Below are 23,448 nucleotides of genomic sequence, written 5' to 3' on the forward strand. Positions count from 1 at the left end.
GGCGGCGGGAACAACCGTCTTGCCGGTGCCGTTACCCTGACTGCACAACTACACAGGGGGTGAATGGTCTCGACTGCGGTCGGATGACCAGGGGAAGCGAGCCGAGGAAGGCAACGATGAGCTCGTTAACCACGCGTTGCAAACCAATCAAGCGCCGACTCCAGTCAGCGCGAGTTCGCCCTCGCTGCCTGATCAGCTAGGTCGACTCTGTCAGCCCGGGTTCGTCATCGGCCCGGATCCTGGCATCAGCTAGATGACTCACCGTGCGTGCCGGTCGCGGGCGCGCACGGGACACCAAACAGCGACTGGGCCCGTCATCCCGTCTCGTCCGCGAGATCGGGAGGGTCGAGCAGAGACGCAGCGGACTGCGCTCGGAGAAGCCCTGGTGATGCGTCGTAGGACGCGGGTTCGATTCCCGCCACCTCCACCCCTGTACGAGAGCCCCGTGAGGACGACGTCCTCGCGGGGCTCTCGTGCGTCCGCGCCGTGCCGCGGTCAGCCGCGCGGTCCGGGGATCTGCGGGCCGCGCAGCGGGCGGAACGCCGCCCGGACCTCGGTGGCGAAGAGCCCGGGCTCCTCCCAGGCGGCGAAGTGGCCGCCGCGGTCGACCTCGTTGAAGTAGCTCAGGGTGGGATAGGCCGTCTCGGCCCAGCTGCGCGGCGTCCGCCAGATCTCGCCGGGGAAGGTGGTGAAGCCGACCGGGACCGTCACGTCCGGAGGAGCCTGGCCGGACGCGGCAGCCTGGGCGCGTGCCAGTCCGTCCTCCCAGTACGACCGGGCGGCCGAGGCGCCCGTGCCGGTCAGCCAGTACAGCGTGGTGTTGTCGAGGACGTTGTCGCGGGTCAGGTTCCCCGCGGGCCGCCCGTCCACGAAGGCGCGGGAGATCTTGTAGTAGCTGTCGGTGTCGTGGTCGCACATCCAGGCTGCCAGGGCGACGGGTGAGTCCAGCAGGGCGTAGCCGATCGTCTGGGGCCGCGTCGCCATCTCCAGGAAGTAGCCGAAGCCGGTCTGCTGGAAGGTGGCGAGCTGCTCCTGCGCCGCTCGTTCCTCCTCGGTGTCCGTCCGCGGCGGGCCGCCCAGCACCGTCACGAGCAGGTTGAGGTGGATGCCGAGCAGGCCCTCGGGCGCCTGGCGGCCCATCGCGTCGGTGACGGCGGCGCCCACGTCGCCGCCCTGGGCGACGTAGCGGCTGTAGCCCAGGCGGCGCATCAGCTCCGCCCACGCCACCGCGGTGCGGCCGACGTTCCAGCCGAGGTCGGCCGGCTCCCGGGAGAAGCCGTAGCCGGGCAGCGACGGCAGCACCAGGTCGAAGGCGTCCTCGGCACGCCCGCCGAAGGCGGGCGGGTCGGTGAGCGGGCCGACGGAGTCCAGCAGCTCGACGACCGAGCCCGGCCAGCCGTGCGTCATGACCAGCGGGAGCGCGTCCGGGTGCGGCGACCGCACGTGGAGGAAGTGGACGTCCACCCCGTCGATCTCGGTCGTGAACTGCGGCAGGGCGTTCAGCCGCGCCTCCAGCCGGCCCATGTCGTACTCGTCGGCCCAGTAGCGGCACAGGGCCTGCAGCGTCGCCAGCTGCACGCCCTGCGACCGGTCGCCGACCAGTTCCCGGGTGGGCCAGCGCGTCGCGGCGAGGCGGCGCCGCAACTCGGTGATCGCCTCCTCCGGCACCTGCACACGGAACGGGCGGACAGCGCTGCCGGTCTCCTGCGCAACGGTCGTCATCCTGGGGTCCATCCCTCGTCGTCCGGATCGTCGGGGGGAGGCCGGACCGTCAGGCGCAGGAGCCCCGTGTCAGCGCCACCGGAACGGTCGGCGCTCCCGGGGCGCAGGCAACGCTTCTCGGCTCCCGGGGGCGCGCCAGGGTCGCAGGGCCCTCCCACCGCACGGCGGAACGCTCCGTGACCGGCGGCCGGTCGCGCCCGCTCAGCCCTTGAGCAGCCGCATGGTCTGGTGGGAGACGGCGCGGGCCACGGCCGGCAGGCCGATCAGCTTGCCCATCTGGAAGGCCTCGAACGCCTCGGCGTCGGCGACCGCCACGTGCACGAAGTAGTCGGGCTTGCCGAACAGCCGCCGCACGGCGACCACCTCGTCGAAGGCGAGGACGGCGGCCTCGAACTCCTCGACGGTGCGCCGGTCGTTGGCCGCGATCTCCACGGCGACGACGACCTCGAAGGCCCGGCCGGTGGCCCGCGGGTCGATGACGGCCCGGTAGCCGGAGATGACGCCCTCGGCCTCCAGCCGCTTGACCCGCCGCAGGCACGGCGGCGGGGTCAGGCCGACGCGGGCGGCGAGCTCGACGTTGCTCAGCCGGCCGTCGCGCTCCAGGTGGAACAGGATGTCGCGGTCGATGCGGTCCAGGCGCGGTTCGTTGCGCATGTGGGCACGCTAGCGACACGACTCGCAATCGGGTGACCTGCGTCTTGTTCTAGCGTTCCAACCGTGCACCGCCAGGTTCTTCCCGCTCCCCAGCCCGTGACTCCGCCGTCCGCAGCCAGATGGCGTGCCGACGTGTGGGCGACGGTGCGGACGGCCGGTCCCGTCTGTCTCGGGATGGTCCCGCTCGGCATCGCGTTCGGGCTGCTGGTGCTGCACAGCGGCCTGGCGTGGTGGTGGGCCCCGGTCTTCAGCGCCGTCGTCTACGCCGGGTCCCTGGAGTTCCTGCTGGTCGCGATGGTCACCGCCGCCGCGCCACTGGCCCAGGTCGCCCTCACCACGCTGGTGGTCAACTCCCGGCACGTCTTCTACGCGCTGTCCTTCCCGCTGCACCGGGTCCGCGGCAGGCTGGGCCGGACCTACAGCACGTTCGCGCTGACCGACGAGGCCTACGCGATGACCGCCACCCCCGAGGGGCGGCGGTGGCCGGGCGCGCGGATCCTCGTCCTGCAGGTGCTGCTGCACCTCTCGTGGGTGTCCGGGGCGGCGCTCGGCGCGCTGCTGGGCGAGGCGCTGCCGCTGGACTCGCTGCGCGGTCTCGACTTCGCCCTCAGTGCGCTGTTCATCGTGCTGGCCATCGACGCCTACCGGGCCCGGCCGGACCTGCGCACCGCGGTGCTGGCCCTCGGCTGCGCGCTGGCCGCGGTGCTCCTGCTGCCCGGGCAGATGCTGCTCGCCGCCTACGCCGCGTTCACCCTGCTGCTCCTGCTGCGGTGCGCCGTCGGCCGCCGCGGTGCGCGCAGGGAGAGCGGCCGCGCTCCCGAGCTGGAGGCCGTCGGTGCCTGAGCCGGGCCACGTCGCCGCGACCGTGGCGATCGCCGCCGCGCTGACCTGGGCCATGCGGGCCGCGCCGTTCGCCGTGCTGGCGCCGATGCGCGACAGCGCCGTCGTCCGCCACCTGAGCCGGCACGTGCCGCTGGGCGTGATGCTGATCCTCGCCGTCTACACCCTGCGCGACGTCCCGACGACGACCGGGACGGCCGCGCTGCCGTTCGTCGTGGCCGTCGCCGTCACGGTGGGCCTGCACCTGTGGCGCCGCAACGCCCTGGTCAGCATCCTCACCGGCACGGTCGTCCACGTCGTCCTCGCCACCGCGCTCGCCGGCGGCTGATCCCGGCCCGCTCAGAGCGTGATGCGGTGCCCGACCCCACGGCGGCAGGCGGCCGCGTAGACCAGGGCGGCTGCTGCGGTGTCCTGGACGGCGACGCCCACCGACTTGTAGACGGTGAGCTGTCCGGGTGAGGTCCGCCCGGGCCGCCGTCCCTCGACGAGCTCGCCGACCTCGGCCACCTCGTCGGGTGCGATCAGGCCCCGCGCGGCCGGCTCGGTGAGGTCGTTGCTGCCCACCGGGTACGGCGTGAACGAGGTGTCGCGGTGCTCGACGACCACCAGCGCCTCGGCCATGGTGTCGTCGTCCACCTCGCGGCCGGTGGCGGTGTAGCCGACCGAGGTGACGTGGGTGCCGTCGTCCAGCCACTCGCGCCGCACCACCGGCTCGTCCGACGCGGTCGTGGCGCACACGATGGACGCACCGCGCGTCGCCTCCTCCCAGGTCGCCGTGGCCCGCGCCGGGAGCCCGAGCTCCCGCAGCTCGGCGGCCAGGGCCTCGGCGCGCTCGGGGTGGCGGCCGGCGACGCGGACGTCGTCGAGGTCGCGGACGACACGGGCGGCCAGCGCGTGGGCGCGGGCCTGGACGCCGGTGCCCAGGACGGCGAGGACCGACGCCTCGGGCCGGGCGAGCAGCCGGATGGACAGCGCGGAGCCGGCGGCGGTCCGCGCGGTGGTGATCGCGTTGCCGTCCATGAGCGCCCGGGGCGTGCCGGTCTCGGGGTCGACGAGCACCACCAGGGCCTGGTGCGTCGGGGCCTCGACCGCCCGGTTCCCGGGGAAGACGGACAGGACCTTCACGGTCAGCGCGCAGAGACCGGGGCTGAAGCCGGGCATCGCCGCCAGTACGCCCTCGCGGTCGGGGACGAGGGCGGCCACCCGCGGCGGGACCGACGCGCGGCCCGCGGACAGCTCGGTCATGGTGATGGCGAGCGCGTCGACCAGCTGGGCGACGTCGAGGAGCCCCTCGACGTCCCGGTGGCGGAGGAGCAGCACCGTCCGATGCTGCGCGCGGCCGGGCGGGCGGGTCAACGGGTCCGGACGGCGCCCGTGCTGTCGTACTCCCCCCGTACGGTCCCGGCATGGCAGCGACCCCGCCGGCCGGCGGCGCACAGCCCGCAGGCGTCGACGAGACCATGGCCCGCATCGGGCAGGCGATCGCCCTGGGCCGGCAGGGCCGCCGGGCCGAGGCGCGCGCGGCGTTCACCGAGATCTGGGCCGAGGTCTACGCCGGCGCAGACCCGCTGCACCGCTGCACGCTGGCCCACCACATGGCCGACGTGCAGGACGACCCCTGGGAGGAGCTCGCCTGGGACCTCCGCGCCCTGGTGGCGGCGGAGTCGATCACCGACGAGCGGGCGGCCGCGGCGGGCGCCACCGGCCCGGTCGCTGCGTTCTACCCGTCGCTGCACCTCAACCTCGCCGAGGACCACCGCAAGCTCGGCGACCTCGCCGCGGCCCGGCGTCACCTCGAGCTGGGGCGGCAGGCCGCGGCGGCGCTCGGCGACGACGCCTACGGCGCGATGGTCAGGGGCGGGCTGGCGGCACTGGCGGAGCGGCTCTCGGCCGCGGAGGTCACGCCGCCTGCCCCGTCGTGATGACGTTCGTGTGTCACGGCTGTATCTCCGGACGGGCGGCGCCGATCTCCTCCAGCATGAGGAACACGGCGTGCCGCGCGGTGGCGCAGGCGGGGCTGAGCGCGGGGACGGCGTCCCTGGACGACGAGCGGCCGTGGCCGCTGCTGCTGGTCGCGGGCTGGCTCACGACCGCGGCGGACCTCGTGCTGCAGGCCGAGGTCGCCGACGCCGCCCTGGCCTGAGCCCGCGGCCCGTCGCGGCCCCCATCAGCGGGCGGCGGAGCCGCTGCCCGACGAGCCGGTCGCGGTCACGCGGCGGGAGTCCCCTCCGGCTGCACCACCAGGTCGATGACGGCGTGCCGGAACGGGCTGGCCACCCCGAGGCGGGCGGCCTGCTCCGGGTCGTCGACCGGGGCGAAGTCCCGGACCAGGCTGTGCTTGACGGCGAACACCGCGTCGGAGTCCAGATACGGGCTGCCCGCCACGAAGATGTGCGTGGTCACCGGCACGTGCCCGGGCGCCTGGGCGATGAAGTGGATGTGCGCCGGCCGGTAGGCGTGCCGGCCGGTGGCGGCGAGCAGTTCGCCGACCGGGCCGTCGGTGGGGATGGGATAGGGCGCCGGGACGACGGTGCGGAACCAGAAGCGGCCCTCCCCGTCGGTCGTGAACAGACCGCGGCCGTTGCCCGGCGGCTGCACGTCGGGCTGCTGGACGTCGTAGAAGCCCTCCTCGTCGGCCTGCCAGACGTCGACCGTGGCCCCGGCCAGCGGCTGTCCGGAGACCGACAGCACCCGCCCCTCGACGACGCACGGCTCCCGGCCGCCCACCTCGTCGATGGAGTCGCCGTTGGCGCGCGACGGGGAGACCGTCATGTGGAACGGCCCCAGCACGGTGGCCTCGGTGGCGCCGGCGACCTTGCGGTGGTTGATGTTCTCGACCAGCGCCGACACCCCCAGGACGTCGGAGAGCAGCACGAACTCCTGTCGGACGTCGTCGCACTTCTGGCCGGTGCGGGTGAGGAAGTCGATCGCCGCCTCCCACTCGGCGATCGTGGGCTCCACCTCGCGGACCGCGGCGTGCAGGCCGCGGACGACCGCCGACAGCAGCTCCCGCAGTCGCGGGTCCGCGGTCGCGGCGAAGCTGTCGACGGTGGCGTCGGTGACGGTGTCCTCGGTGATGTCCTCCGGCTGGACGGCCGGGTCGCGGTGCGTGCTGTGCAGGTCGGTCATGGGGTCGTACCTCCGGTGGGGGTCGCGTCGAGCGGGATGACGGGTGGCGGCAGGGGCGAGGGCCGCGCCGTGTCGGGGTGGACGGAGTGCAGCGTGGCCCGGGGGGGTGGTCACGTGGTCGAGGACCTGCTCTGCGTCGGTCGCCCCGGCCACCCCGTTGGGTTCGTCCATGCTGGTGACCTCCACGGCAGATCCGGTGGCCGCGCTCGGAGCGGTGGCCGTCGCGAGCATCTCGCGCACAGATCCTGCAGGTGAGGGACACCGGCGTCGCGCCGGTTCTCCCCGCCACGTCCGGGGTGAGCGTGGGACGTCGCCCTGCGGGACGATGCTCCCGCGCGACCGGGAGGTGCAGCAGTGGCCAGGGACGTCGACGTCGTGACCGAGACGGTGGTCCGCCGTCCGGTCGAGGAGGTCGCCGCCTACGCGGGCGACCCGGCCAACGCCCCTGAGTGGTACGCGAACATCGCGTCGGTCGAGTGGCGCACCCCGCCACCGGTCGCGGTCGGCTCCCGCATGGACTTCGTGGCGACCTTCCTCGGCCGCCGGCTGGCCTACACCTACGAGGTCGTCGAACTGGAGCCCGGCCGCCGGCTGGTCATGCGCACGGCGCAGGGGCCGTTCCCGATGGAGACCACCTACACCTGGGAGCCGCGGCACGACGGGAGCACCCGCATGACCCTGCGCAACCGCGGCCGCCCGAGCGGCTTCTCGCGGCTCGCCGGCCCCGTGATGGCGACCGCGATCCGCCGGGCCAACCGCAAGGACCTCACCCGGCTCCGGGAGCGGCTGGAACGGAGGTGAGGCGTCAGGCCCCGCGGCGCGCGGTGACCAGCCAGGCGGCCGACCCGTAGGTGACGCCGTCGACCGTCTCGTGCGCGGCGAGCGAGGCGCGCAGCGACCCCAGCGCCTGCTCGCGGCCCGCGGCGTCGAGCCCCTCGAGCAGCCAGTTCAGCTGCCCGAGCACGAGCCGCTCGGCGTCCGCGGCGTCCCGCCCGAGGTGCACCGGCACCTCCAGTGGCGCGACCCCGACGTCCGCGAACCCGGCGGCGGTGAGGACGGCGCGGATGCGGCCGGGGTCGCTGAGCCCGAAGGGTCCAGGGCTGCCCGGTGGCGGGAGGGGGAGCGCGCGGCCGGCGGCCAGCGCCTCCATGAGCGCCGCCATCCAATCGTTGCGCCCGACGTCCTGCCACGTCATCAGCACCAGCCGGCCGCCGGGGCGCAGCCCGCCCGCGACGTTGCGCAGCGCGGCCACCGGGTCGGCGAAGAACATGGCCCCGCTGCGGCTGAGGGCCACGTCGTACGCGGCGGGCGGGAAGGCGAGCACCTGGGCGTCGGCCTGGGTGAAGGTGGCGTTGGTCAACCCCTCCGCCCGGGCCCGGGCACGGGCCACCTCGAGCATCGGGGCGGACAGGTCGACCCCGTGCGCGTGCCCGTCGACGGCGGTGCGCGCGGCGTCCAGCGTCGTGCGCCCGGCGCCGCAGCCGACGTCGAGCACCTCGTCGGAGGCGGTGATGCCCGCCGCGGCCATGAACACCGGGTGGTGGGCGCGCACCGCGTCGTCGTACCGGTCGGCGTTGGCGGCCCAGTGCGCACCCTCGCCGCCGTCCCAGGCGCGGGCCTGCTCGAGGTTGCCGGGGTCGATCCGGAGTGGGGTCTGCGTCATGGCGCGTCCCTTCGCGGCGGCTAGTCTGCTCCCTTGGGGAGCATGCCGGACGGCGTACTCCCATAGGGAGGAAGATGTCAAGCCCGGGGGCGCTGACCACGACCTCGTACGCCATCCTCAGCCTGCTCGCGGTGCGGCCGTCGTGGAGCACCTACGAGCTCACCCGCCAGATGGACCGCAGCGTCGGCCGGATGTGGCCGCGAGCGCAGAGCAAGCTGTACGAGGAGCCCAAGAAGCTGGTCGCGCACGGCCTCGCCACGGCGCGGTCGGAGGCGGTCGGGCAGCGCTCGCGCACCGTCTACGCCATCACCCCCGAGGGGCGCGAGGCCCTGGCCGCCTGGCACCGGGAGCCCGGCAGCGGGCCGGTGCTGGAGTTCGAGCAGCTGCTCAAGCTGGCCTTCGCCGAGCACGGGACGACGGCCGACGCCCTCGCCACCCTCGCCGCCGCCCGCCGCTGGGCCGAGGAGCGCAACGGTGCCACCCGGGCGTCGGCCGAGGCGTACGCGGCCGGTGACGGGCCGTTCCCCGAGCGGTCGGCCGAGCACCTCCTGGTGGGCCGGTTCCTCACCGACTTCTACCGGCTGGTGGCCGACTGGGCCGACTGGGCGACCACCCAGGTCGAGCAGTGGCCCGACGACCCGGCCGGGGCGAGCGCCGACGGAGCGCAGCAGACCGAGACCGCCCGGCGGGCCCGGTGGTGACCCGGGTCCGCACCGGCCCGCCCGGGGCGACGGTGAGCGGGGCCGCGCTGCGGCGGGTGGACGCGGCGCTGGAGTTCGCCCCCCGCGGCCGCCGCGCGGTGCCGTACATCGTCCTGCACGTCCTGGCCGCCAACCTCGTCGGCCTGGCCATCGTGGCGCTGCTGCTGTGGGGCCTGTCGACCGGCGCGCGGGACCCCGCCGGCCGCACGGCCATCGTGCTCAGCGCGGTCGGCTACCTGGTGGTGGCCCTGCCGCTCGGGGTCCTGGCCGTGCTGCGCCGCCAGCGGCTGACCACGGCCTGGCTGCGGGCCGGCCGGCCACCGGGCCCCGAGGAGGCGGCCCAGGCGCTGCGCCTGCCGGCCGACGTCGCGCTCGTCGTCGGGCTGGGCTGGCTGGCCGGCGGCGTCCTCGTGGGGATCGTCGGCGCCGTCGTCTCCGACCTGTCCCTGGTCGGGCTGCGCGTGGCGCTGGCCGCGCTGCTCGGCGGGGTCGCGGCGGCCGGGCACTGCTACCTGCTCACGCTGCGGCTGGCCCGCGGGCTCACCGCGCGGGCGCTGGCCACCCACCCGCCGGCCGGTGCGCTGGTCCTCGGTGTGCGGCCGCGGCTGCTGCTGTCCTGGTCGCTGACCAGCGGCGTTCCCCTGATGGGGCTGGCGCTGCTGTTCCTCGACCCCAGCAACCCGGAGGGCCCGCCCGAGGACGCGCTGGTGTTCCTCGTCCTCGTCGCCCTGGTGGTGGGGCTATACACGACCAACCAGGCCGGCCGCTCGGTCGGCATGCCCCTGCGGGACCTGCGCCGGGCGGTGCAGCGGGTGGGGGCCGGGGACCACGGCGTGCGGGTCCCGGTGGACGACGCGGGGGAGATCGGCCTGCTGCAGGAGGGCGTCAACTCCATGGTCGACGGGCTCGCCGAGCGCGAGCGGCTGCGTGACCTGTTCGGCCGGCACGTCGGGACGACGGTCGCCGAGCGGGCCCTGGACGCGGGCGTCTCCCTCGGCGGCGAGGTGCGCACGGTGGCCGCGCTGTTCGTCGACATCGCCGGCTCGACGACCCTCGTCCGGCGCACCGGGCCGGAGGAGATGGTCGGCCTGCTCAACCGCTTCTTCGAGATCGTCGTCGCGATGGTCGAGGACGAGGGCGGCCTGGTGAACAAGTTCGAGGGGGACGCCGCCCTGTGCGTCTTCGGCGCCCCCGCCGACCACCCGGACCCGGCCGGGGCGGCGCTGCGGGCGGCGCGGCGCATCTGCACGGCCGTCGCCGCGGCGGGCGAGGTCGACGTCGGCGTGGGGGTCGCCTGCGGGCCGGTGTGGGCCGGCCAGGTGGGCGCGGCCCGCCGGCTGGAGTACACGGTGATCGGCGACCCGGTGAACGAGGCGGCCCGGCTCACCGACCTGGCCAAGGACCACCCCGGTCGCGCCCTGGTCTCGAACAACGTGATCCGCTCCGCCGGCGGCCACGAGGCGCAGCACTGGGCGCCGGGCACGGTGGTGGAGCTGCGCGGCCGGGACGAGCCGACGCAGACCTGGGTGTTGACCGTCTGAGGGCCCTGGTGGTCCGCCGGGCCTTCAGACGGCGGCGGCCTGACCGCCGGTCTGGACCGGCCCCTTCGCGTGGGACTTGACCACCACGAGCACGTCGTCGGCCTGGAGGGTGCCGATCAGCGGGTCGTCGAAGCGCAGCGTCCGCCCGCCGCGGGTCACCGACAGCACGATGTCGCGCAGCTGCCGCGGGCCCAGACCCACCTCGCCGGCGGTGACCCGTCGCTGGGTGAGGTCCAGCCCCTGGCCGCCGGTGACGAGGTCCTCGACGACGGCCACCACGCGCGGGCTGTCGGTGGACAGCCCCAGCAGCCGCCCGGAGGTGGCCGACGTGGTGATGACCGTGTCCGCGCCGGACTGGCGCAGCAGGTTGGCGTTCTCCTCCTCGCGCACCGAGGTGGTGATCGGGACGCTCGGGTTGAGCTGGCGGACGGTCAGGGTGATCAGCACCGAGGCGTCGTCCCGGTTGGCCGCGACGATGACCGCGCGGGCCCGCTCCACCGACGCGCGGCGCAGCACCTCGGTGCGCCCGGCGTCGCCGACGATGCCGGTGAGGCCCACGGAGTTGGCCTCGTCGATGGCCCGCGGCTCGGGGTCGACGACGACGATCTGCTCCAGCGGCGTACCGGTGGCCTGCAGCGAGCGGATCGCGCTGCGGCCCTTGGTGCCGTAGCCGCACACGATGACGTGCTGGCGCACGCGGGACCTCCAGCGACGGATGCGGAACTCCTCCCGCGAGCGCGCGGTCAGCGCCTCGAGGGTGGTCCCGATGAGGACGATCAGGAACATGATGCGCAACGGCGTGATGAACAGGATGTTCACCAGCCGCGCGCCGTCGGTCAGCGGCGTGATGTCGCCGTACCCGGTCGTGGAGAGCGTGACCGTCGAGTAGTAGATCGCGTCGAGCAGCGAGATGCCGACCTGGTCGCCGTCGCGGTACGCGTCGCGGTCCAGCCAGACGATGAGCACCGTGAGCGACAGGAAGAAGGCGGCGAGGAGCACCCGCTGCCACACCTGCCGCACCGGCGACTGTTCGACGTGCGCGATCCGTACGCCGCTGTGCTCGGTCTCCGAGAGGCCGCTGTCGCTCTCCACCCGCGGGACGATAGTGAGCCGCGGTGACTCCCGCGTCCGCGCCGCACCCCTCGGGGTGAGTCGCCGGTGGCTCAGCCGCCGGTGGCCGCCGCCCGCTCCCGCGCGGCGAGCTCCCGCTTGAGCACCTTGCCCGCCGCCGAGACCGGGATCGCGTCGATGAACACGACGTCGCGCAGCCGCTTGTAGGGCGTCACCCGGCCGTTGACCGCGGCCATCACCGACTCCGCGGTGAGCGCGGCCCCGGCGTCGTCGGCCCGCCGGACGACGTAGGCGACCGGCAGCTCGCCGGCCTCCTCGTCCGGCCGGCCGACCACCGCCGCGCCGGCCACCCCGGGGACGCCGAACAGCACCTCCTCGAGCTCGCGCGGGAAGACGTTGTAGCCCTTGTAGAGCAGCATGTCCTTGGTGCGGTCGACGATCGCCAGGTAGCCGTCCTCGTCGAGGACGCCCACGTCGCCGGTGTGGAACCAGCCCTCGGCGTCGATCGCCTCGGCGGTGGCCTGGGGCCGGTGCGCGTAGCCGCGCATGACCTGCGGCCCCCGGATGCAGACCTCGCCGCGCTCCCCGGGCGGCAGCGGGTCGCCCCCGCCCAGCGGGCGGATGGTGATCTCGGTGTCGAACACCGGCACCCCCACGGTGCCGGCCTTGCGGGTGCCGGAGCGGAACGACGGGTTGCCGGTGGCCTGCATGGTGACCTCGGTGAGGCCGTAGCCCTCGCCGATGACCGCGTTGGGCAGCAGCGCGCGGAGCCTCTCGATGAGCGGAACGGGCAGCGGCGCGGCACCGCTGGAGACCCCGCGCACCGACGACAGGTCGGCCTCGCCGATGCCGGGGACCTGCAGCAGCGCGACGAACACCGGGGGTGCGCCGCCGATCGACGTCACCCGGTACCGGACGGCGTCCTCGACGTAGCGGACCGGGTCGAACCGCAGGTGGACCACGGTCGTCGTCCCGCTCAGGACCATGCCGTTGAGGTAGCCGATCGCGCCCATGGCGTGGAACCACGGGGTGAGGTTGATGATGCGGGCCTCGCCGAGCCGGGTCGGGTACTCCTCGGGGCCGACCACCTGGCGCAGGGTCACGTCGCCGGCCGCGTCGAGCTCGGGCAGCGACCCCGACGCCCAGCAGGCCGACTGCAGGACGTTGGTGACGACCGCGCGGTGCGGCAGCTCCACGCCCTTGCTCACCCCGGTGGTGCCGCCGGTGTAGGCCAGGTGGGCGAGGTCGGCCGCGGGGTCGACGGCGGCGTCGTGGCGGCGGTCGGTGGGGTCGGCGGCGAGCAGGGCGGCGAGGTCGACGTCGTCGGCGGCCAGGCCGTCGAGGCGGGCGGCGAGGTCGAGGGTGTGCGCCTCCCCGGTGACCACGACGGTCTCGACCGGCGTGCCGGCCAGCGCCGTGCGCACGAGGGGCAGCACCTGGTCCCAGGTGACGAGCACGCGGGCGCCGGCGTCGGTCAGCTGCGCGGCGAGGTCGGCCGCGGGCAGCAGCGGGTTGGTGGGGGAGAAGGTGGCCCCGGCGAGCAGGACCCCGTAGTAGACCGCCGGGTACTGCCGGCAGTTGGGGATGTGCACCGCGACGACGTCGCCGCGGCCGACCCCGGCGTCGGCCAGCCAGTTCGCGACCGCGTGGGCCCGCGCGCCGAGCTCGGTGAAGGTCAGCGGGACGTCGTGGTCGACGAAGGCCTCGCGGTCGCCCCAGCGGCGCACGGCCGCGCGCAGGATCGAGCCGACCGGCACCTGCGGGTACTCCAGCGAGCGGGGCAGGCCGGGCGGCCAGCTGTTCGCGCCGGGGGTCGGCGGGGCCTGCGTGGCGGTCATGCGGGACCTTCCTGTCCGGGGTGCCCCAGCGTGGCGCACGTCACAACGGGTGTCGAGGTCCCACCGTGGGTGAGGATGGCGGCATGAGCGACCAGCGCGCGGCCCTCGTGCTCGGGGGCGGCGGGATCACCGGCATCGCGTGGGAGATCGGCGTCCTCGCCGGCCTGGCGGAGGCCGGCGTCGACCTGACCGGCGCGGACCTCGTCGTCGGCACCTCGGCCGGCTTGGTGGTCGGTGCGCAGGTCACCAGCGGCGCCGACCTGGAGACGCTGTTCGCCCGCCAGCTCGAGCCGCCCACCGATGAGCGGGTCGCCCGCATGACCCGCGCGGCCCTGGCCCGGTACGCCTGGGCGGTGCTGCGCAGCCGCGGCCGGGACGTCGAGTTCCGGCGGCGGGTCGGTGCGCTGGCGCTGGCCGCCGAGCGGGCGGGGCTGACGCCGTCGGAGCAGGAGCGGCTCGACGTCATCGGCAGCCGGCTGGCCAGCACCGAGTGGCCCGACCGCGCGCTCACCGTCACCGCCGTCGACGCGCACACCGGCGAGTTCCGCCCCCTGGACCGGGACTCCGGCGTCCCGCTGCTCCTGGCCGTGGCGGCCAGCTGCGCGGTGCCCGGCGTCTACCCGCCGGTGACGATCGACGGCCGCCGCTACGTCGACGGCGGGATGCGCTCGGCGGCCAACGCCGACCTCGCCGAGGGCCACGAGCGGGTCGTCGTCCTCGCGCCGATCCCGCGCGGGGTCGGCCCGCTGGCCAGCGTCGACGCCCAGGTGACCGGGATGGTCGCCCGGGTCGCCGTCGTCTCGCCCGACGAGGGCAGCCGCGCGGCCATCGGCCGCAACGTGCTCGACCCGGCCGCCCGCGCGGGGTCGGCCCGCGCCGGTCGCGCGCAGGCGGCGAGCGTCGCCGCGCAGGTCGCCGAGGCCTGGCAGGGCTGAGCGAAGCGAACGTGTAACGGCGTCCCCCTTGGCCCCTGGCCCCGTCCAGGGCACCGCCCCGAGCTTGCGAGGGGTGGGGAGGACGGGGTCCCCCTTGGCCCCTGGCCTCGTCCCGGGCACCGCCCCGAGCTTGCGAGGGGTGGGGAGGACGGGGTCCTTTCTCAGACGGCGGGGTCGGCGACCAGCGAGCCGGCCGAGTGCTCCTCCCGCAGCCGGGTCTTGAGCACCTTGCCGCTGGGGTTGCGGGGGAGCGCGCCGACCAGCGAGTACTCCCGCGGGTTCTTGTAGTGCGCCAGCCGCTCCCGGCACCAGGCGGTGAGCTCGGCCGGGGCGGGCGGGTCGGCTGGGTCCCGCGGGGCGACGACGGCCAGCGGCGCCTCGCCGTAGCGGCTGTCCGGGACGCCGATCAGCGCCACCTCGCCGACCTTCGGGTGCGCGGCCAGGACGTCCTCGACCTCGGCGCAGTACACGTTCTCGCCGCCGGTGATGATCATGTCCTTCTTGCGGTCGACGACGTAGAGGTAGCCCTCCTCGTCCTCGCGCACCAGGTCGCCGGAGTGGAACCACCCGCCGGCGAAGGCCTCCGCGGTCTGCTCCCGTTTCCGCCAGTACTCCTTCATCACCATCGGGCTGCGGTAGACGATCTCGCCCACCTCGCCCCGCGGGACGTCGTGCATCGCCTCGTCCACGATGCGGACCTCGACGTTCAGCATCGGCGTCCCGATCGAGCCGATCTTGCGCACGGAGTCCTCGCCGCGCAGGAAGCAGGTGACCGGGCTGCACTCGGTCTGCCCGAAGGCGGTCACCACCTCCGCCTGCGGGAAGGTGTCGATCAGCGTGCGCAGCAGCGTGGTCGACGCCGGCGCCGCGCCCCAGGAGATGCGCCGCAGCGAGGAGAGGTCCCGCCGGGCGATGTCCGGGACGGCGACCACCGCCGCCCACATCGCCGGCACGAGGAAGATGTTGGTGATCTTCTCCCGCTCGATCAGGTCCAGGGTGGCCACCGGGTCGAACCCGCCGGAGCGCAGGACCACGTGGGTGCCGCCGAGCAGCAGCGGCGGCAGGCCCCCGGCCAGCCCGGCGATGTGGAACAGCGGGGCGCCCGGGCAGCCCACCCGGTCGCTGGGATCGGCGCCGAGGTGGACCACCATGCTGAACACGTGCATGAGCAGGTTGCGGTGGGTGAGCACCGCGCCCTTGGGCCGCCCGGTGGTGCCCGAGGTGTACATGATGAAGGCGGCGGCGCCCTCGTCGACCTCGACGTCCAGGGGGTCGGCGCCGGCCGCGGCCAGCGCCGCCTCGTACTCCTCGCCGATGGTCAGCACGGTGTGCACGCCGGGCGTCTGCTCGCGGGCCTTGGCCGCGAGCCCGGCCATCGCGCCGTCGACGACGAGGGCGGTGGTCCCGCTGTCGGTCAGCACGTAGGCGACCTCGTCGGCGACCAGCCGGAAGTTGACCGGGACGACGACCGCGCCCAGGCGGACGCCGGCGAGGTAGGCCTCCCAGACCTCAGGGCCGTTGAGCCCGAGCACGGCCACGCGGTCGCCGGCCACCACCCCGCGGTCGGCCAGTGCGTGGGCCAGCCGCGTCACCCGCTCGTCGAGCTCGGCGTAGCTGCGCCGCGTGCCCTCGAAGACCAGGGCGACGGCGTCCGGTGTGCGCCGCGCCCAGCGCGCCAGCTGGTCGGCCATCGTCATGCCGCGGCCCTGGAGCTGGGGGATCTCGACACTCACGGAGGCCTCCTGCCGCGCGCCGGGTGTGACCCGCGTCATGCTGGCCGGGCGGTCCGGGGCGGTCAACCGTGACTGCCGGGGCTCAGGCGGACAGCATCCGGGTGGCCAGCCGCTTCCACAGCGCCAGGTGCGGGTCCGTGGCCGGGGACCGGTCCTCGAAGGCGTAGACGATCGCCACCCCGCGCATGCTGGTGAACAGCAGCTCGCAGGTCTCGGCGTAGAGCTCGGCGGCGGCGATCTCCGGGCCCCAGATCCCGTCGGCCACGGCCCGGATCGCCGCCCGCAGCCGCCGCTCGCCGTCCCGCAGCGCCGCGCGCAGCTCGGGGTCGGTGCGGGCCGCCGTCCACAGTTCCACCGCGGCCCAGAACGGGGGCTCCTGGAACGTCGCCCACATCAGGTCGACGGCCCGGTCGACCCGCTCGGGGCCGGCCGGCTGGTCGGCCATGAGGGCCGCCGCGCGCTGCCGCACACCGGCGAGCACGGTGGTCGACAGGTGCTCGGCGGCGGCCACCAGCAGCTCGGCGCGGGACGGGAAGTGGTGCAGCAGCCGCCCCCGGGACACCCCCGCCCGCGCCTGGACGGCGAGGGTGGAGGCGCCGGCGTAGCCGTCCTCGACCAGGCAGGCGACCGCCGCGTCGAGGATCAGCGCCCGGCTGTCGGCGGTCCGCGCGGAGCGGGACCGGGGCGCTGCGGGGCCGGCGGTCACCGCGCGAGCGTAGGGGCGGCCCGGGCCGCCGAACAGTCACCGTTGACCGTTCCGGGGGACCGCTGTCACGCTGCCGCCGACCGCCCCACCGGAGAGAGGCGAGCCCGTGGACTTCGACGACACCCCCGACGAGGCGACCTACCGGGCGTCGGTCCGGCAGGTGCTCGAGGAGCGGGCGGCCGACCTGCTGCACGTCGGCGTGGGGGAGGAGGCGGTCGACGCCCGCACGCACGAGGCCGGGCTGCGGCGCACCCAGCGGGTCCTCGCCGAGGCCGGCCTGGTGGGGGTGACCTGGCCGCGCGAGTACGGCGGGCAGGGCGGCACGCTGGTGCAGCAGGCGATCGTGCAGCAGGAACTGGCCCGCGCCGGGGTGCCGACCCTCATCAACCACATCGGCCTGGGCATGTGCGGGCCGACGGTCATCGCGCACGGCAGCGAGGAGCAGAAGCGCCGGTACCTGGCCCGGCTGCTGCGCGCCGACGACGTCTGGTGCCAGCTGTTCAGCGAGCCCGCGTCCGGGTCCGACCTCGCGGCGCTGCGCACCACCGCGGTGCGCGACGGCGACGAGTGGGTGGTCACCGGCCAGAAGGTCTGGACGACGCTGGCGCACGTCGCCGACCTCGGGATCCTGCTCGCCCGCACCGACCCCGACCGCCCCAAGCACGCCGGGCTGACGATGTTCGTCGTCGACGTGCACGCGCCGGGGGTGACGGTCCGGCCACTGCGGCAGATGGTCGGCTCGGCCGGCTTCAACGAGGTGTTCTTCGACGAGGTCCGCATCCCCGACGAGGAGCGGCTGGGCGAGCCGGGCGAGGGCTGGCGGGTCGCGATCACCACGCTGATGAACGAGCGCGTGACCATCGGCGGTGCCGGCAGCGACCTCGGCGTCCCGGTGGAGCAGCTCGCCGCGCTGGCCCGCGAACGGCTGCCGCGGCTGGACGCCGAGCGGCAGGTGCTCGCCCGGCAGGCGGTGGGCCGGGCGGTCGTCGCCTCGCTGGCCACCCGCTACACCGGGTACCGCCGGTTCACCGTGCTCAGCCAGGGCGGGCTGCCCGGGCCGGAGGCCAGCGCCGGCAAGCTGGCCGGCACCGCCGCGGCGAAGCTGGTCGCCGACGCCGGCGTCCGGCTGCTGGGCGACGACGCGGTCTTCGCCGCCACCGCGGACGGCGACGACACCTGGCAGCGCAGCCAGGGGTACCTGCCGGGCCTGGCGATCGCCGGCGGCACCGACCAGGTGCTGCGCAACATCCTCGGCGAGCGCGTGCTCGGGCTGCCGCCGGAACCCCGCGGCGACAAGGACGTGCCGTTCTCGGGAGGTCGGCGGTGAACTTCGACCTCGGCCCCGACCAGCGCGACGCCGCCGCCGGCGCCCGTGACTTCTACCGCCGCACGGCCTCGGCCGGCGCCGCCCGCGATGCGCTCGAGGGGGGTGCGCTCGCGCCCGGGCACGAGCACCTGGCCGACATCGGCTTCCTCGGCATCACGGTGCCCGAGTCGGCCGGGGGTGCCGGTGCGTCGCTGCTGGACCTCGCCGTCGTCGCCGAGCAGGGCGGCGCGGTGCTCGCCGGCCCGTCGCTGGTGACCGCGGCCCGCGCCGCGGTCCTGCTCGCCGGGCACCCCGACCTCGCCGCGCAATTGGCCGACGGGTCGGCGCGGTTCGCCGTCGTCGACGGCCCGGTGACCGGCTCCGCACCGTCGATCGACGCCGCCGGCGCGCGCCTCTTCCTCGGCCTGGACGACGGCGCGCTGGTGGTCGGGGAGGGCGAGGCCACCAGCGGGCCGCCGGTGGACGCCACCCGCGGGCTGGCCTCGGTCCGGCTGACCTCCCGGCGCGTGCTGGCCGAGGACGCCGCCGACCTGTGGACCCGCGCCCGCCAGGTGGCCACCGTCGCGCTCGCCGCCGAGGACCTCGGCGCGGCCGACGCGGCCGTGCGGATGGCCGTCGGGTACGCCCAGGAGCGAGAGGCGTTCGGCCGCCGCATCGGCTCCTACCAGGCGGTCAAGCACCTGCTGGTCGACGCCTGGGTCGGGGTGGACCAGTTGCGCTCGCTGGTCTGGTGGGCCGCGTGGGCAGCCGACGCGGCACCCGACGAGTTGCCGCTGGCGGCCAGCGCCGCCAAGGCGCAGGCCGCCGAGGTGCTGGAGCGGGCCGCCGAGACCTGCATCCAGGTGCACGGCGGCATCGGATTCACCTGGGAGCACGACGCCCACCTGTACTGGCGGCGGGCCAAGGTCGACCGGCTGCTGCTGGGCGACGCGGCCGAGCACCTGGACGCCGTCGCCCGGCTCGCGGTCGCCGGCGCGCTCGGATGACCGCTCCCCAGGTGCGGTACGAGGTGGCCGACGGCGTCGTCACCATCACCCTCGACCGGCCGGACCGGATGAACGCGTTCACCGCGGTCATGGCCACCGAGCTGGCCGCCGCGGCCGCGGCCGCCGACGCCGACGACGCCGTCCGGGTGGTCGTCGTGACCGGGGCCGGGAGGGCGTTCTGCCCCGGCGCGGACCTCGGCGGCGGGCAGGGCACCTTCCGCGACCGGGGCCGCCCCGACCCCGTGGCCCGCGGCACGGTGGACGGCGTCCCCCGGGACTGGGGCGGCATCGCGTCGCTGCCCTTCGCGGCGCTGCGCAAGCCCGTCATCGCCGCGGTCAACGGCCCGGCCGTCGGCATCGGCGCCACCATGACCCTGCCGATGGACGTCCGGATCGCGGCGGAGTCGGCCCGCTTCGGGTTCGTCTTCGCCCGGCGCGGCATCGTGCCGGAGGCGGCCTCCACCTGGTTCCTCCCGCGGGTCGTCGGCATCAGCCAGGCGATGGAGTGGGTGGCGACCGGCCGGGTGTTCGACGCCGCCGAGGCGCTGCGCGGGCGCCTGGTCTCCCGCGTGGTCCCGGACGCCGACCTGCTGCCCACCGCCCTGGAGCTGGCGCGCGAGATCGCCGACAACACCTCCGGGGTGGCGGTCGGGGCGGCCCGGCAGCTGCTGTGGTCGATGCTCGGGACGGCCTCCCCGTGGGACGCCCACCGCGCCGAGTCCCGGGCCCTGGTCGAGCTCGGCGCCGGGCCGGACGCCGCGGAGGGGGTCGCCTCGTTCCTCGAGAAGCGGCCGCCGCGGTTCGCCGCCCCCCTGGGGGACGGCGCGGTCGCCGGCGTCCCCCGGTGGCCGGAGCCGCCCGCCGATGTGACGCCCTAGCGGAGTCGCTGGAGAGCGGGATCCGCTCTCCAGCGACTCCACTCGGTCCCGTTTGGCGCCACCGGTCGCCCGGGCAGGAGCGTCGGCGTGGACACCGAGATCACCCTGCGGGTCGACGGTGCGGCGCACCCGCTGACCGTCGACACCCGCACCACGCTGCTGGACGCCCTCCGCGAACGGCTGCGCAACACGAGCCCCAAGAAGGGGTGCGACCACGGCCAGTGCGGCGCCTGCACCGTGCTGCTCGACGGCCGCCGGGTCAACAGCTGCCTCGTCCTGGCCGTCACCGTGGGGGACGCGGAGGTGACCACCTCGAACGGGCTGGCCGCCGACGGGCAGCCGCACCCGCTGCACCGCTCCTTCGTCGAGCGGGACGCCTTCCAGTGCGGCTACTGCACCCCCGGCCAGGTCTGCTCGGCCGCGGGCGTGATCGAGGAGGCCCGAGCCGGCTGGCCGAGCGCCGTCACCGCCGACCTGACCGCGGACGACCTCGCGCTCACCGACGCCGAGATCCGGGAGCGGATGAGCGGCAACCTCTGCCGCTGCGCCGCCTACGCGAACATCGTCCCGGCGGTGGCCGACGTGGCCGAGGCCAGCGGGGTGCGCCGGTGAGGGAGTTCCGCTACGAGGCCGCGGCCGACCCCGCCGCCGCGGTCGCGCTGCTGGCCATGGAGCCGTCGGGTGCCTTCCTCGGCGGGGGCACCAACCTGGTCGACCTCATGAAGCTCGGCGTCGCCACGCCCGGCCTGCTCGTCGACGTCCGCACGCTCACCTCCCGCGAGGTGGCCGACCTCCCGGACGGCGGCCTGCGCATCGGCGCCGGCGTCCCCAACGCCGACCTCGCCGCCGACCGCCGAGTGCGCGAGCGCTACCCGGTGCTGGCCCAGGCGCTGCTCGCCGCCGCGTCCGGGCAGCTCCGCAACCGGGCCACCACCGCCGGCAACCTGCTGCAGCGCACCCGCTGCGGCTACTTCACCGACGTCACCAAGCCGTGCAACAAGCGCAGCCCCGGCAGCGGCTGCGGCGCCCTGCGCGGCCTGCACCGCAACCACGCGGTCCTCGGGCAGACCCTCGACGGGCCCGGGACCTGCGTGGCCACCCAGCCGTCGGACATGGCGGTGGCGATGGTCGCCCTCGACGCGGTCGTGCAGGTGCTCGGTCCGGACGGCGAGCGCAGCGTCCCGATCGGCGAGCTGCACCGCCTGCCCGGGGACGACGCCTCCCGCGACACCACGCTGCGGCACGGGGAGCTGATCACCGCCGTCGACCTGCCGCCGCTGGGCATGCCCTCGCGCTACCGCAAGGTCCGCGACCGGGCCTCGTTCGCCTTCGCGCTGGTCAGCGTGGCGGCCGCCGTGCGCATCGAGGACGGCGTCGTCGCCGACGTGCGGCTGGCCCTCGGCGGGGTCGCGCACAAGCCGTGGCGGGCGAGCGCCGCGGAGGAGGCGCTGCGCGGGCGCCCGGCCACCGAGGAGTCCTTCGCCGCGGCCGCCGACGCCGAGCTGGCCGCGGCCACCCCGCTGCCGGACAACGGCTTCAAGCTGCCGCTGACCCGCAACGTCGTCGTCCGCACCCTCGCCGAGCTGACGGGAGCCGCCGCGTGACCACCGTGGACCGCGTCCTGGGGGCGGGCATCGACCGCATCGACGGGCCGGCGAAGGTGCGCGGCACCGCGCCCTACGCCTTCGAGCAGGACCCGGGCGAGCCGATCGCCCACGTCGCGCTGGTGCAGAGCACCGTCAACCGCGGCCGCATCACCCAGCTCGACCCCACCCGCGCCGAGGGGATGGGCGGCGTCCTCGCCGTCCTCACCCCGGCCAACGCGCCCCGGCTGTCCGGCGAGCTCTCCTCCGACCTCCCGGTGCTGCAGTCCCTCGACGTGCACTACCAGGGCCAGGTGGTCGCGGTGGTCGTGGCCGAGACCTCGGAGGTCGCGCGGGCGGCCGTGGGGGAGGTGCACGTCGAGTACGCCGCCGAGCCGCCGGACGTGCGGCTGGCCGTGGACCGGCCCGACCTCTACGCGCCGGAGCAGGTCATGGCCGGCTACGACACCGACTCGGTCATCGGCGACGTCGACGGCGCGCTGGCCGCCGCGGCGGTCACGGTCGACGCGACCTACGAGACGCCGACCCAGCACAACAACCCCATCGAGATGCACACCTCCATGGCCCGCTGGGACGGCGACCAGCTGACGCTGTGGGACGCCAACCAGGGCCCGCACACCATCGTCAAAGACCTGGTCGCGGGGTTCGGGCTGGAGGAGGGCCAGGCGCGGGTGGTCTCGCCCTACGTCGGCGGGGCGTTCGGGTCCAAGGCGTTCACCCACCCCCACCAGATCGTGGCCGCGATGGCCGCGCGGGTGGTCGGGCGCACCGTCGTCCTCGAGCTCACCCGGCAGCAGATGTTCAGCCTGGTCGGGCACCGGACGCCGACCATCCAGCGGCTGCGGCTCGGCGCCGACCCCGAGGGCCGGCTGACCGCGATCAGCCACGAGGTGGTCGAGCACACCTCGCGGATCGACGAGTTCGCCGAGCAGACGGCGACCTGCACCCGGGTCATGTACGCCGCGCCGAACCGGCGGACGACGCACCGGCTGGCCCGGCTCGACGTCCCCCCGCCGACGATCATGCGGGCGCCGGGGGAGACCCCGGGCATGTTCGCGCTGGAGTCGGCGATGGACGAGCTGGCGCACGAGCTCGGCATCGACCCGGTCGAGCTGCGCCTGCGCAACGAGCCGGCCGAGGACCCGGAGCGGGGGATCCCGTGGTCGTCGCGGTCGCTGGAGGAGTGCCTGCGCACCGGCGCCGAGCGGTTCGGCTGGGCGGGGCGCGACCCGCGGCCCGGCGTCCGGCTCGACGGCCGCTGGATGGTCGGCACCGGCGTCGCCGCCGCGACCTACCCGGCGCGGCGGCGCAAGGCCGACTGCCGCATCTCCGTCGACGGCCGCGGACGCCACGTCGTCGAGATCGACGGCTCCGACATCGGCACCGGCGCGTGGACGGCGCTGACCCAGATCGCCGCCGACGCGCTCGGGGTCGGCATGGGCGACGTCGAGCTCCGGATCGGCGACAGCCGGCTGCCCTTCGCCGGTGGTGCGGGCGGCTCCACCGGCCTGGCGTCGTGGGGGTCGGCGATCGTGCTGACCGCGCGGGAGGTCCGCCGGCGGCTGGAGTCCTACGGCGGGCAGCTGCCCCCGGACGGCGTGACCGTCGACGGCGGCGTCGACGGCCCGTCACCGCACGCCGAGCGGTACTCGATGCACGCCTTCGGCGCCCACTTCGTGGAGGTGCGGGTGGACGCCGACACCGGCGAGGTGCGGGTGCCGCGGGCGACCAGCGTGTACGCGGCCGGGACGATCGTGAACGCCAAGACCGCCCGCTCGCAGTTCCTCGGCGGCTTCTGCATGGGCCTGTCGATGGCGCTGCACGAGGAGTCGGTGCAGGACGAGGTGTTCGGCCACTACGCCAACCACGACCTCGCCGAGTACCACGTCGCCACCAACGCCGACATCGGCGAGATCGACATCTCCTGGCTCGACGAGGAGGACCCGTACGTCAACGAGCTGGGGCTCAAGGGCATCGGCGAGATCGGCATCACCGGCGCCGCGGCCGCCGTCGCCAACGGGTACTGGCACGCCACGGGCAGGCGGGTCCGCGACCTGCCGATCACCCCCGACAAGTACTTCCGGCCGTAGCGGAGGCTGGCGGCGCAGGGGACCTGCGCC

General features: G+C 75.3%; 23 protein-coding genes and 1 other RNA gene. 15 read left to right on the plus strand and 9 right to left on the minus strand.

The genetic code is table 11. The features are described from left to right. The first annotated feature begins 55 nt into the window (after window positions 1-55). Window positions 56-430: a transfer-messenger RNA gene (ssrA, locus tag ACI78Q_RS10780) on the plus strand. Between the two features lie 65 nt (window positions 431-495). On the opposite strand, the gene ACI78Q_RS10785 is transcribed toward ssrA, so the two are convergent. Both ACI78Q_RS10785 and ACI78Q_RS10790 read right to left on the minus strand, forming a co-directional pair. Beyond that, window positions 496-1,722: an epoxide hydrolase family protein gene (locus ACI78Q_RS10785; RefSeq protein ID WP_456923349.1), complete on the minus strand. Its 1,227-nt coding sequence runs from the start codon at window positions 1,720-1,722 to the stop codon at window positions 496-498. A 201-nt stretch (window positions 1,723-1,923) separates the two neighbouring features. Continuing rightward, window positions 1,924-2,376, minus strand: a complete 453-nt coding sequence (locus tag ACI78Q_RS10790; protein ID WP_456923350.1) for an Lrp/AsnC family transcriptional regulator — start codon at window positions 2,374-2,376, stop codon at window positions 1,924-1,926. Window positions 2,377-2,520: 144 nt separating this feature from the next. On the opposite strand from ACI78Q_RS10790, the gene ACI78Q_RS10795 reads away from it, so the two are divergent. Further along, complete coding sequence (locus tag ACI78Q_RS10795; protein WP_456923372.1) at window positions 2,521-3,219, plus strand: AzlC family ABC transporter permease; 699 nt, start codon at window positions 2,521-2,523, stop codon at window positions 3,217-3,219. Further along, window positions 3,212-3,544, plus strand: a complete 333-nt coding sequence (locus ACI78Q_RS10800) for a branched-chain amino acid transporter permease (protein ID WP_456923351.1) — start codon at window positions 3,212-3,214, stop codon at window positions 3,542-3,544. The genes ACI78Q_RS10795 and ACI78Q_RS10800 overlap by 8 nt, the downstream gene beginning before the upstream one ends. Before the next feature lie 11 nt (window positions 3,545-3,555). Here the strand turns inward: ACI78Q_RS10800 and ACI78Q_RS10805 are convergent, their stop codons facing one another. After that, complete coding sequence (locus ACI78Q_RS10805) at window positions 3,556-4,536, minus strand: ornithine cyclodeaminase family protein (protein WP_456923352.1); 981 nt, start codon at window positions 4,534-4,536, stop codon at window positions 3,556-3,558. 86 nt (window positions 4,537-4,622) lie between these two features. Between ACI78Q_RS10805 and ACI78Q_RS10810 the strand changes: the two genes are divergently transcribed. Continuing rightward, the gene (locus tag ACI78Q_RS10810) at window positions 4,623-5,138 is read left to right on the plus strand and encodes a hypothetical protein (protein ID WP_456923353.1); all 516 of its coding nucleotides are present in this window, start codon (window positions 4,623-4,625) and stop codon (window positions 5,136-5,138) included. 56 nt (window positions 5,139-5,194) lie between these two features. Further along, entirely contained in the window at window positions 5,195-5,359 is a 165-nt protein-coding gene (locus ACI78Q_RS10815; protein ID WP_456923354.1) for a hypothetical protein, read from the plus strand. 65 nt (window positions 5,360-5,424) lie between these two features. Here ACI78Q_RS10815 and ACI78Q_RS10820 read toward each other — a convergent pair whose 3' ends face one another. Then, the gene (locus tag ACI78Q_RS10820; protein ID WP_456923355.1) at window positions 5,425-6,345 is read right to left on the minus strand and encodes a dioxygenase family protein; all 921 of its coding nucleotides are present in this window, start codon (window positions 6,343-6,345) and stop codon (window positions 5,425-5,427) included. Between the two features lie 354 nt (window positions 6,346-6,699). On the opposite strand from ACI78Q_RS10820, the gene ACI78Q_RS10825 reads away from it, so the two are divergent. Continuing rightward, complete coding sequence (locus ACI78Q_RS10825; protein ID WP_456923356.1) at window positions 6,700-7,146, plus strand: SRPBCC family protein; 447 nt, start codon at window positions 6,700-6,702, stop codon at window positions 7,144-7,146. 4 nt (window positions 7,147-7,150) lie between these two features. Here ACI78Q_RS10825 and ACI78Q_RS10830 read toward each other — a convergent pair whose 3' ends face one another. After that, entirely contained in the window at window positions 7,151-8,008 is an 858-nt protein-coding gene (locus ACI78Q_RS10830) for a class I SAM-dependent methyltransferase (RefSeq protein WP_456923357.1), read from the minus strand. A gap of 74 nt (window positions 8,009-8,082) precedes the next feature. On the opposite strand from ACI78Q_RS10830, the gene ACI78Q_RS10835 reads away from it, so the two are divergent. Both ACI78Q_RS10835 and ACI78Q_RS10840 read left to right on the plus strand, forming a co-directional pair. Beyond that, window positions 8,083-8,709 (plus strand): PadR family transcriptional regulator, encoded by a 627-nt coding sequence (locus tag ACI78Q_RS10835; protein ID WP_456923358.1) that lies wholly within the window; start codon window positions 8,083-8,085, stop codon window positions 8,707-8,709. After that, window positions 8,703-10,250 carry an adenylate/guanylate cyclase domain-containing protein gene (locus ACI78Q_RS10840; protein WP_456923359.1) on the plus strand — a complete coding sequence of 516 codons (1,548 nt, stop codon included), beginning with the start codon at window positions 8,703-8,705 and terminating at the stop codon, window positions 10,248-10,250. Before ACI78Q_RS10835 ends, ACI78Q_RS10840 begins: the two co-directional genes overlap by 7 nt. Window positions 10,251-10,274: 24 nt before the next feature. On the opposite strand, the gene ACI78Q_RS10845 is transcribed toward ACI78Q_RS10840, so the two are convergent. Both ACI78Q_RS10845 and ACI78Q_RS10850 read right to left on the minus strand, forming a co-directional pair. Further along, window positions 10,275-11,342, minus strand: coding sequence for a potassium channel family protein (locus tag ACI78Q_RS10845; protein WP_456923360.1), 1,068 nt, complete (start codon window positions 11,340-11,342; stop codon window positions 10,275-10,277). A 71-nt stretch (window positions 11,343-11,413) separates the two neighbouring features. Next, window positions 11,414-13,159 (minus strand): class I adenylate-forming enzyme family protein, encoded by a 1,746-nt coding sequence (locus ACI78Q_RS10850; protein WP_456923361.1) that lies wholly within the window; start codon window positions 13,157-13,159, stop codon window positions 11,414-11,416. 83 nt (window positions 13,160-13,242) lie between these two features. Between ACI78Q_RS10850 and ACI78Q_RS10855 the strand changes: the two genes are divergently transcribed. Beyond that, window positions 13,243-14,094, plus strand: coding sequence for a patatin-like phospholipase family protein (locus tag ACI78Q_RS10855; protein ID WP_456923362.1), 852 nt, complete (start codon window positions 13,243-13,245; stop codon window positions 14,092-14,094). A gap of 161 nt (window positions 14,095-14,255) precedes the next feature. Here the strand turns inward: ACI78Q_RS10855 and ACI78Q_RS10860 are convergent, their stop codons facing one another. After that, window positions 14,256-15,827, minus strand: a complete 1,572-nt coding sequence (locus ACI78Q_RS10860) for a long-chain-fatty-acid--CoA ligase (RefSeq protein WP_456923363.1) — start codon at window positions 15,825-15,827, stop codon at window positions 14,256-14,258. Window positions 15,828-15,909: 82 nt separating this feature from the next. Next, complete coding sequence (locus tag ACI78Q_RS10865; RefSeq protein WP_456923364.1) at window positions 15,910-16,533, minus strand: TetR/AcrR family transcriptional regulator; 624 nt, start codon at window positions 16,531-16,533, stop codon at window positions 15,910-15,912. A 106-nt stretch (window positions 16,534-16,639) separates the two neighbouring features. Here ACI78Q_RS10865 and ACI78Q_RS10870 point away from each other — a divergent pair, with 106 nt between their 5' ends. The 6 genes from ACI78Q_RS10870 to ACI78Q_RS10895 all read left to right on the plus strand — a co-directional run bounded on the left by ACI78Q_RS10870 (window position 16,640) and on the right by ACI78Q_RS10895 (window position 23,418). Beyond that, the gene (locus tag ACI78Q_RS10870; RefSeq protein WP_456923365.1) at window positions 16,640-17,860 is read left to right on the plus strand and encodes an acyl-CoA dehydrogenase family protein; all 1,221 of its coding nucleotides are present in this window, start codon (window positions 16,640-16,642) and stop codon (window positions 17,858-17,860) included. Beyond that, window positions 17,857-18,846, plus strand: coding sequence for an acyl-CoA dehydrogenase family protein (locus ACI78Q_RS10875; RefSeq protein ID WP_456923366.1), 990 nt, complete (start codon window positions 17,857-17,859; stop codon window positions 18,844-18,846). The genes ACI78Q_RS10870 and ACI78Q_RS10875 overlap by 4 nt, the downstream gene beginning before the upstream one ends. Next, a complete protein-coding gene (locus ACI78Q_RS10880; RefSeq protein ID WP_456923368.1) occupies window positions 18,843-19,724 on the plus strand; it encodes an enoyl-CoA hydratase-related protein in 882 nt (293 codons plus the stop codon). The genes ACI78Q_RS10875 and ACI78Q_RS10880 overlap by 4 nt, the downstream gene beginning before the upstream one ends. Window positions 19,725-19,811: 87 nt before the next feature. After that, complete coding sequence (locus ACI78Q_RS10885; protein ID WP_456923369.1) at window positions 19,812-20,336, plus strand: 2Fe-2S iron-sulfur cluster-binding protein; 525 nt, start codon at window positions 19,812-19,814, stop codon at window positions 20,334-20,336. Beyond that, window positions 20,333-21,328 carry an FAD binding domain-containing protein gene (locus tag ACI78Q_RS10890; RefSeq protein ID WP_456923370.1) on the plus strand — a complete coding sequence of 332 codons (996 nt, stop codon included), beginning with the start codon at window positions 20,333-20,335 and terminating at the stop codon, window positions 21,326-21,328. The genes ACI78Q_RS10885 and ACI78Q_RS10890 overlap by 4 nt, the downstream gene beginning before the upstream one ends. Next, complete coding sequence (locus tag ACI78Q_RS10895; RefSeq protein ID WP_456923371.1) at window positions 21,325-23,418, plus strand: xanthine dehydrogenase family protein molybdopterin-binding subunit; 2,094 nt, start codon at window positions 21,325-21,327, stop codon at window positions 23,416-23,418. Before ACI78Q_RS10890 ends, ACI78Q_RS10895 begins: the two co-directional genes overlap by 4 nt. Window positions 23,419-23,448 lie beyond the last annotated feature (30 nt).

This window comes from Geodermatophilus sp. SYSU D00705, from assembly GCF_054050135.1.

Excerpts from the sequence above, each read along its gene's own strand:
- ACI78Q_RS10785 (WP_456923349.1), bottom strand. The coding sequence starts at position 1,722 with ATGACGACCGTTGCGCAGGAGACCGGCAGCGCTGTCCGCCCGTTCCGT.
- ACI78Q_RS10790 (WP_456923350.1), bottom strand. The coding sequence starts at position 2,376 with ATGCGCAACGAACCGCGCCTGGACCGCATCGACCGCGACATCCTGTTC.
- ACI78Q_RS10810 (WP_456923353.1), top strand. The coding sequence starts at position 4,623 with ATGGCAGCGACCCCGCCGGCCGGCGGCGCACAGCCCGCAGGCGTCGAC.
- ACI78Q_RS10815 (WP_456923354.1), top strand. The coding sequence starts at position 5,195 with ATGAGGAACACGGCGTGCCGCGCGGTGGCGCAGGCGGGGCTGAGCGCG.
- ACI78Q_RS10820 (WP_456923355.1), bottom strand. The coding sequence starts at position 6,345 with ATGACCGACCTGCACAGCACGCACCGCGACCCGGCCGTCCAGCCGGAG.
- ACI78Q_RS10830 (WP_456923357.1), bottom strand. The coding sequence starts at position 8,008 with ATGACGCAGACCCCACTCCGGATCGACCCCGGCAACCTCGAGCAGGCC.
- ACI78Q_RS10835 (WP_456923358.1), top strand. The coding sequence starts at position 8,083 with ATGTCAAGCCCGGGGGCGCTGACCACGACCTCGTACGCCATCCTCAGC.
- ACI78Q_RS10850 (WP_456923361.1), bottom strand. The coding sequence starts at position 13,159 with ATGACCGCCACGCAGGCCCCGCCGACCCCCGGCGCGAACAGCTGGCCG.
- ACI78Q_RS10855 (WP_456923362.1), top strand. The coding sequence starts at position 13,243 with ATGAGCGACCAGCGCGCGGCCCTCGTGCTCGGGGGCGGCGGGATCACC.
- ACI78Q_RS10880 (WP_456923368.1), top strand. The coding sequence starts at position 18,843 with ATGACCGCTCCCCAGGTGCGGTACGAGGTGGCCGACGGCGTCGTCACC.